The sequence below is a fragment of the Anaeromyxobacter sp. SG17 genome (assembly GCF_022690695.1).
In the GTDB taxonomy this organism is placed as follows: Bacteria; Myxococcota; Myxococcia; order Myxococcales; family Anaeromyxobacteraceae; genus Anaeromyxobacter; species Anaeromyxobacter soli.
Window position 1 is genome coordinate 1 of the sequence record NZ_JALCYX010000121.1, and the last position, 7664, is coordinate 7664.

At 76.7% G+C, this 7664-nt stretch carries 8 protein-coding genes and 2 pseudogenes; 2 read left to right on the top strand and 8 right to left on the bottom strand.

What is annotated here, in order from left to right; genetic code table 11:
• Positions 1 to 264: pseudogene (locus tag MNY60_RS22745) on the bottom strand (hypothetical protein); the annotation flags it as partial.
• 144 nt (positions 265 to 408) lie between these two features.
• Between MNY60_RS22745 and MNY60_RS22750 the strand changes: the two are divergent.
• The gene (locus MNY60_RS22750) at positions 409 to 693 is read left to right on the top strand and encodes an FmdB family zinc ribbon protein (protein WP_242341332.1); all 285 of its coding nucleotides are present in this window, start codon (positions 409 to 411) and stop codon (positions 691 to 693) included.
• A 37-nt stretch (positions 694 to 730) separates the two neighbouring features.
• Positions 731 to 1624 carry an RluA family pseudouridine synthase gene (locus MNY60_RS22755; RefSeq protein ID WP_242356925.1) on the top strand — a complete coding sequence of 298 codons (894 nt, stop codon included), beginning with the start codon at positions 731 to 733 and terminating at the stop codon, positions 1622 to 1624.
• Positions 1625 to 1690: 66 nt separating this feature from the next.
• On the opposite strand, the gene MNY60_RS22760 is transcribed toward MNY60_RS22755, so the two are convergent.
• From MNY60_RS22760 to MNY60_RS22790, 7 genes and pseudogenes are all read right to left on the bottom strand, one after another.
• The gene (locus MNY60_RS22760; protein WP_242356927.1) at positions 1691 to 2776 is read right to left on the bottom strand and encodes a DUF4303 domain-containing protein; all 1086 of its coding nucleotides are present in this window, start codon (positions 2774 to 2776) and stop codon (positions 1691 to 1693) included.
• A gap of 109 nt (positions 2777 to 2885) precedes the next feature.
• Positions 2886 to 3890 carry a glycosyltransferase family 2 protein gene (locus tag MNY60_RS22765; RefSeq protein WP_242356929.1) on the bottom strand — a complete coding sequence of 335 codons (1005 nt, stop codon included), beginning with the start codon at positions 3888 to 3890 and terminating at the stop codon, positions 2886 to 2888.
• Between the two features lie 113 nt (positions 3891 to 4003).
• Complete coding sequence (gene aroQ, locus MNY60_RS22770; protein WP_242341325.1) at positions 4004 to 4471, bottom strand: type II 3-dehydroquinate dehydratase; 468 nt, start codon at positions 4469 to 4471, stop codon at positions 4004 to 4006.
• Entirely contained in the window at positions 4468 to 5637 is a 1170-nt protein-coding gene (locus MNY60_RS22775; protein ID WP_242341323.1) for a 3-dehydroquinate synthase family protein, read from the bottom strand. The genes aroQ and MNY60_RS22775 overlap by 4 nt, the downstream gene beginning before the upstream one ends.
• On the bottom strand, positions 5634 to 6131 hold the full coding sequence (locus tag MNY60_RS22780) for a shikimate kinase (protein ID WP_242341321.1): 498 nt from the start codon (positions 6129 to 6131) through the stop codon (positions 5634 to 5636). The genes MNY60_RS22775 and MNY60_RS22780 overlap by 4 nt, the downstream gene beginning before the upstream one ends.
• Positions 6112 to 7257, bottom strand: a complete 1146-nt coding sequence (gene aroC, locus MNY60_RS22785) for a chorismate synthase (RefSeq protein WP_242341320.1) — start codon at positions 7255 to 7257, stop codon at positions 6112 to 6114. The genes MNY60_RS22780 and aroC overlap by 20 nt, the downstream gene beginning before the upstream one ends.
• Positions 7254 to 7664: pseudogene (locus tag MNY60_RS22790) on the bottom strand (shikimate dehydrogenase (NADP+)); the annotation flags it as partial. The gene aroC and the pseudogene MNY60_RS22790, both read right to left, overlap by 4 nt.

The following is a 7664-nucleotide window of genomic DNA, read 5'->3' on the forward strand; positions in this document are numbered from 1 at the left end:
CTCGGCGGCGCGCCACGCCTCCTCGTCCTCCGCGGCCGCGCGCTCGGCGCGGAGCGCGCCGACCCGGGCCGCGAGCGGCTCGTCCCCCGCCTCGCGCAGCGCCTTCACCGTGTCGCGGTGCGCCGCGCGCGGATGAACGGCGAACAGCCGGGCGAGCGCCGGCTCGGGCTCGAGGCCTGCGACGTGCCGGAACCGCTCCTCGTCGAGCGCGGCGCCGAGCGCGTCGAGCTCGCCCGGCAGCAGATCCATCGGGTGGGCGTCCATGATAGAAGGCATCCTCCGACCCGGTCGGGCGACGGGCGCCGAGCGCGAACCAGTTCGCGACGGCGGCGCTCCCACCTACCGCGCCGGGCGGTCGCTTGACAGCGATTCCGCCGAATTTAGCTTCCCCGTCGGAGATTCACGGGTATGCCCATCTACGAGTACGAGTGCCCCAAGTGCGGGCGCTTCGATCACCTGCAGAAGATGTCCTCGCCGGCGCTGGAGATCCACGAGGTCTGCGGCTCGAAGGTGACGAAGCTCATGTCCGCGAGCGCCTTCGCCTTCAAGGGCTCGGGCTTCTACATCACGGACTACAACGGCCGGAACTCCGCCGCGATCACCGGCAAGTCGGACAAGTCCGAGTCGAAGCCGGAGCCGAAGGCCGACGCCTGCGCGACCTGCCCCGCCAAGCAGGGCGCCGGCGCGTGCTAGCAGAGCGGCGGGGCGGGGGCGCAGCCCCCGTCGAAACATGAAGCGGCTCTCCCTCTCCGTGGCCCCCGCGGACGCGGGCGAGCGGCTCGACCGCTTCATCGCCGCGCGCGGCGGCATCTCGCGCGGCCTCGCGCGGCGCACGCTCGACGCGGGCGGCGTGTTCCTCGACGGACGCCGCTGCAAGGTCTCCGGCAAGCTCCTCCACAAAGGCCAGGAGGTGGTCGTCAACCTCGAGGAGGCGGGCCGCTCCGCGCCCGCGCCCGGCGCGCTCGACCGCTCGCGCCTCCTCTACGCGGACCGGGACCTCGTCGCGGTGGACAAGCCCGCGGGCGTGCCCGCGCAGCCGACGCTCACGACCGACCAGGGCACCCTGCCCGAACTCGTCGCCGCGCTGCTCGGCGCGCCGGTGACGCTCGTCCACCGGCTCGACCGCGAGACGAGCGGGGTCACCGTGCTCGCGCGGAGCGCCGCCGCGGCCGCCGCGCTCGCCGAGGCGTTCCGCACCGGCACGCCGGAGAAGACCTACCTCGCGCTGTGCGCCCGGGCCCCCGCGCCGCCCGAGGGGCGGATCGACGCGCCGCTCGGCAAGGACCCGGCGCGCGCCGGGCTCCGTCGCGTGGACCCGCGCGGCGACGCGGCGGTGACGCGCTACCGGACGCTGCGTGAAGGCCCGCTCGCCGCGCTCGTCGAGGCGCGCCCCGAGACCGGGCGCACGCACCAGATCCGCGTGCACCTCGCCCACCTCGGCGCGCCGCTGCTCGGCGACCCGCGCTACGGCGGCCCGCGGCGCGTCGGCGAGGTGGCGATCCCGCGCGTCATGCTGCACGCGCGGCGGCTCGAGATCGCCCACCCCGCGTCCGGCGCGCGGCTCGTCTTCGAGGCGTCCGTGCCGGACGACTTCGGGGCCGCGGAGGCCGCGCTGCTGCCCTGACTCGCGGGCCCGCCGCCCCCCCTCCGCGACGTCCCTCGCGCGGAGCGGTGCCCTCCCGCGGCCGCGTCAGCGGCGCCGCGGCAGGAACGGCTCCGGGTTCAGGAGCTTGTACGTCTGCGGGTCCATGACGCTCTCCGGGAACCGCCGCGGGCGGAGCTCGTGGAGCACGCGGGCGGTGTTCTCGGCGAGGGTCGAGGCGATCTTGAGGCGCCGGTCGCGCTCGACGAACGCAGCGACGAGCGTCTGCATGCGGTGGATCTGCCCCTCCGGCACCGCCCCGATGCGCCGGACGAGGAAGAGCGCGCTGCCGGCGAGCCACACCTCGCGCGTCTCGAGCTCGCGGGCGGAGTCGAACGGGGGCGCGAACCCGTAGTGGGCGAGCAGGTCGAGGAGCTTCGGCACGACCTTGGGGCCGAACTTCACGAGCTCGGCCTCGACGTCCCAGGGCGACATGCCGCGCGCCCGCGCCTCCTCGGCGATGGGCGTCTTCCACTCCATGTACAGGTCCTCGTACAGCGCGAGCCAGATCCGCATCCGCTCGCGCCGCGGCGCGCGGTTCACCGCGCGCACGAGCGGGGCAGCGTCCGTCTCCCGCAGGTGGCGCTCCACGGTGGGCACCGGGTTCAGGGCGCGCAGGTTCCTGACGAAGAAGGCTCTCGAGGGGTGCGGGCAGAGGACGTTCACCGTGAGGAAGGCACGGTCGGCCCCCCGGCCGAAGAGCCCGGCGCGGTCGATCGACCTGAGCGCGCCCACCATGGCCGTGAGGATCGCCCGGTCCAGCGACTCGCGCCGGCCGGCGGGGTCCGGCAGCGCCACCTCGCGGACCCCCGCGTCGAAGTCGTGGAAGTCCCAGTCGGCGGCCGACCAGCGCAGCAGGCGGCGCCCCGCCTCGCCGCGGAAGCGCGGGTCGTCGGCCGCGCGGGCGGTCGCGGCGCGGGCGAGCCCCTCCTCGGTGTTCGCCGAGGCGCGCACCGACGCGTAGCCCGACTCCGCGTCGGTGTAGAGCGCGAAGGCGTAGAGGGTCTCGGAGCCGATGCGCTCGCGGAGCGCGCGGACCGCGGCGGCGGTCCGGTCGGTCAGCGCGCGCCGGAAGGCGGCGAGGTCGAAGGAGGCGGCCGCGGGATCGGCGGGGACGTGGACGGGCGCGCGCACTCTGAGCGCAACGGTAGCCCCGTCCTCGCCCGGGAAGCCATCCCGCCCCCGGCGCGTCGGCGACCGCAGCGGTCGGGTTCGGTCCCGGGCGGCGACGCGACCATCCGCGTCAGCAGACGCAGCGGTAGTCGGAGAGCTCCTCGAAGCCCGCGCGCGCGAGCTCCGCCCGGATGAGCGCCCGCGCGCCGGGTGCGCCGACGGCCACGAGCAGGGGGAGCCCCCGCGCGCGCGCCACGTCGCCGTAGCCGACGACCGGCGCGCCGCGGATCTCCCGGCCGATCTTGTTCCGGTCGACCTCGACGAAGAGCGCCACGCGCACGCCCTCGCGGAGGAGCGCGTCGGCGAAGGTCTTGCCGGTCTCGCCCGCCCCCCACACCGCCACCTCGCGCCGCCCGGCGAGCGGCCCGCGCGCGAGGTGGTGGCACTTGAGGGCCACGTGGCGCGCCAGGGCGTAGCGCGGATCGGTGCGCGTCGCGCGCGCCGGCGCCTCGCGCCAGGCGAGCAGCGTGCGCGGGACGTTCGCGAGCCGGCCCCCCGCGGCGTGCAGGCGGAGCCAGAGGTCGTAGTCCTCGGGGAAGTCGCCGTCGCGCCAGCCGCCGGCCGCGGCGAGCGCGGCCCGGCGGATGGTGGTGGCGGGGTGCACGAGCGGCGCCTCGACGAAGAGGTCGCGGTGGAGCTCGTCGGGGGTCGTCAGGCCGTTCAGCCAGGCCGCGTAGCGGAGCATGCCCGGCCGGAGGATGCGGCGCGGGAAGAGCCGTACGCGCGAGCCGGCGGCGGCGAGCGAGCGGTCCGCCTCGAGCGCGGCGCGCTGGAGCGCGAGCCGCTCGGGGTGGGCCACGTCGTCCGCGTCCATGCGCGCGACGAGCTCCGCGTCGCAGGCGGCGAGGCCGCGGTTCAGCGCGCCGGCGATGCCCTCCCCCGGGCCGCGCAGGACGACGACGCGCCGGTCGCGGGCGGCGAGCCGCTCCAGGATCTCGGCGGTGCCGTCCCGCGAGCCGTCGTCCACGCACACGAGGGAGAGATCGCGCTCGCTCTGGCGGAGGATGGACACCGCCGCCGCCCGCACGGTGGCGGCCGCGTCGCGGGCGGGCATTAGGACGGCGAGGCGAGGCATCCAGGTGATCCGCAGGCGCGAATGAGCGAGGCGAGCCCGCCGGGGCGCCGCCGCGAACGGCGGGCGAAGACCCGCCGGGGCTCAGCGGCGGTCGCGAGGCGCGGGCCGTCCCATCAGAGCCTGGGCGCGCCGCCTCGCTCGACCGGCACGGCGCCGACCTCGGCGCACAGCCACTCGGCGGCGAGGAGGTAGCCGCGCATCCCGAGGCCGGTGATCTGGCCGCGGCAGGCGGGCGCGACGACGCTCGTCCGCCGGAACGCCTCGCGCGCGTGGATGTTCGAGAGGTGCACCTCGATCACCGGCACGTGCGGGATGGACTTCAGGCAGTCGTGGAGGACGTAGCTCGTGTGCGTGAGCGCGCCGGGGTTGAGGAGGATCCCCTGCGCGGCCTTGCGGTGCTCGTGGATGAAGTCGACGAGCGCCCCCTCGTGGTTCGACTGGAACGCCTTCACCTCCACGTTCCAGGCGGCGCACGCCTCGCGCACGAGCTTCTCCACCTCGGGGAGCGTGGTCCGCCCGTACACGTCGGGCTCGCGCTCCCCCAGCAGGTTCAGGTTCGGGCCGTTCACGAGGAGGATCATCGGGCTGCCTTTCCGGCCGCGCTGCGGCCGCGCGCGAGCGTAGCGCGCCCCTTCTTCCGAGTCGAAGCGCGAGACGGGGCGGGCGCCGCGATCTCGGCGACGGTGGCGTCCACCGCCTCGGCGTCCGCCTCGACGTCCCACTCCACCGCCCACCGCCCGCCCTCGACCGCGACGGGCAGCACCCAGCGCAGCCCGCCGTCGCCGCGCTTCTTGTCGAACGCCATGAGCCGCTGGGCGGCGCGGGCCGTCTCGCGCGGCACGCGGGCGGGGAGCCCGGCCGCGGCGAGGCGCTCCTCGACCGCGGTCGCGGCGTCGGCGCCGACGCGGCCGAGCCGGGCCGCGAGCCGGAAGGCGAAGGCGAGCCCGACGGCGACCGCCTCGCCGTGCGTGTAGCGGGAGAACGCCCCGGCCGCCTCCACGCCGTGGCCGAAGGTGTGGCCCAGGTTGAGGAGCTTGCGCGGCCCCTGCTCCGTAGGGTCCGCCTCGACCACGTCCACCTTCATGCGCGCGCAGGTCGCGATGACGAGCGGGTCGAGCGTCGCGGCGGCGAGCTGGGGCCCGAACGCCTCGAGCAGGTCGGGCCGGAGCGCGGCGTACTTCATCACCTCGCCCTTGCCGCTGCGGACCTCGCGCGCGGGCAAGGTCTCGAGCGCCGCGGGATCGGCGAGCACCGCCTCCGGCGGGTGGAACGCGCCGACCGCGTTCTTCGCGACGGGCAGGTTCACCGCGGTCTTCCCGCCGATCGCCGCGTCCACCATGCCGAGGAGCGTCGTCGGCACCGCGACCCACCGCACGCCGCGCATGTAGGTCGCGGCGAGGAAGCCGGCCGCGTCGGTGACCGCCCCGCCGCCGAGCGCCACGACGAGGCTCCGCCGCGTCATCCCCGCGCGGAGCAGGGCGACCGCGCCGCGCTCCAGCTCGCGCAGGCTCTTGCCGCGCTCGCCGTCGGGGAGGACGTGCACGAGGGCGAGCGGCGCCTCGCGCTCGAGCCGCGCGCGCACCTGCTTGCCGAAGGGGGTCGCGAGCACCCGCGCGCAGGAGACGAGCGCCACCCGATCGTGCTCGTCGGCGAGCGCGCCCACGAGCTCGGCCGCGCCCGAGCCGACGCGCACCGGGTACTCGTGGTCGCCCTGGCGGGCGGGGATCACCTCGACGAGCTCGGTCACAGGGACTCCAGGATGCGCCGCGCCACCGCCTCGGGCGTGAGGCCGTCGACGGGGACGGTGAGGTGGGCGCGGCGGTAGAGGGGGAGGCGGCGGGCGAGGAGCTCCGGCCAGCGCGCCGCGAGCGGCCGGGCCGCGTCGCCGCCGCCGGCGGAGAGCCGGCGCGCCGCCTCGGCCGCGGACACGTCGAGGAACACGACCCGGCCGACCGCGAGGAGCCGCCCGGCGCTCACCGGATCGCAGAACGCCCCGCCGCCCAGGTCCGCCACGACGCCCGCCGGGAGGGCGGCCACCGCCTCGCGCTCCAGCGCGCGGAAGCGCGGCTCGCCGTCGCTCGCGAAGATCTCGGCGATGGGGCGTCCGGCCGCCCGGACGATGGCGTCGTCGAGGTGGACCACGCGCCGCCCGAGGAGCCGGCCGAGGAGCTCGGCGACGGTCGACTTGCCGGAGCCCATCATGCCCGCGAGGGCGAGCGTCTCAGCGGATCCGAGCGGCATAGGCGAGGACCGCCTGCTCCACGTCCACGATGGCGTCGCCCCCGAACTTCTCGAGGAACGCGTTCGCGAGCTCCCACGCCACCACCGCCTCGCCGACGATCGCGGCGGCGGGCACGGCGCACACGTCGCTCCGCTCGTAGCGGGCCTGCGTCGCCTCGCGGGTCGCGAGGTCCACGGTGGGCAGCGGGGTGAGCATGGTGGGGATGGGCTTCATGTACGCGCGCACGCGGAGCGGCATGCCGTCCGTCATGCCGCCCTCGAGGCCCCCGGCGCGGTTGGACGGCCGGTGGAAGCCGCGCGCGGGGTCGTACGCGATGGGATCGTGGAAGTCGGGGCCGGAGCGGCCCACCTGCGTGCCGTCCCCGAGCTCGACCGCGCGGATGGCCTGGACGCCGCAGAGCGCGCCCGCGAGCCGCGCGGAGAGGCGGCGATCGGGGTGGACGTGGCTGCCGAGGCCGATGGGGAGCCCGGTCGCGTGGACGTCGAAGGCGCCGCCGATGGAGCCGCCGCGCGCCTTCTCCGCGTCGATGAGGGCGCGCCACTCCGCGGCGACCGCCTCGTCGTCCACGTGCAGGTCGGAGGCCTCGATGGCCGCGCGCTCCGCGTCGGTCGGCGGCTCCTCCACGTGGCGCAGGCGGGGGCCGATGGCCACGAGGCGCGAGGAGACCCGGACGCCGAAGCGGGCGAGGAGCTGCTTCGCGAGCGAGCCGAGCGCCACGGTCGCCGCGGTGGAGCGCGCGCTCGCGCGCTCGAGCACGTCGCGCGCGTCGGTGCGCGCGTACTTGAGGGCGCCCGCGAGGTCGGCGTGACCGGGCCGGACCTGGGTGAAGACGCGGCCGCCGCGGGCGTAGGGCGAGACGAGGTCCTTCCAGCTCTCGTGGTCCTTGTTCCAGACGACGAGGGCGATGGGCGCCCCCAGCGTCTCGCCGCCGCGCAGCCCGGCGAGGAACTCGGCCTCGTCCTTCTCGATCTTCTGCCGCCCGCCCCGCCCGTAGCCCTTCTGGCGCCGGCGGAGATCGCGGTTCACCTCGTCGAAGTCGATGTTCAGCCCGGCGGGGAAGCCCTCGGCGATGGCGACGAGGGCCGGCCCGTGCGACTCGCCGGCCGTGAGGTAACGGATGGTCATGAGGGCCTCCCGGGCGCGGCGATGGCCGACGCCATGAGCGCCTCCGGCGCGGCGCGGCCGGTCCAGAGCGCGAAGGCGAGCGCCCCCTGCCGGACGAGGACGCGTTCGCCGGAGACGAGCCGCGCGCCGGCCTCGCGCGCGGCGCGCGCGAGCGCGGTGTCGCCGTAGACGAAGTCGAGGACGAGCTGCCCGGCGCGGACGGAGAGCGGCAGCGGCAAGTCCTCGGCGTGCAGCCCGACCGAGGTCCCGTTCACGATCGCGTCGGCGGCGTCCGCCTCGGCGGCGAGCGCCTCCCACGGCACCGCCACGGGCGGCGGCGACGAGGCGGCGACGAGCGAAGCGAGCTCGCCCGCGAGCCGCTCGGCCGCGTCCGCCCGCCGCGCCGCGATGCGCAGCGCGGCGCCCGC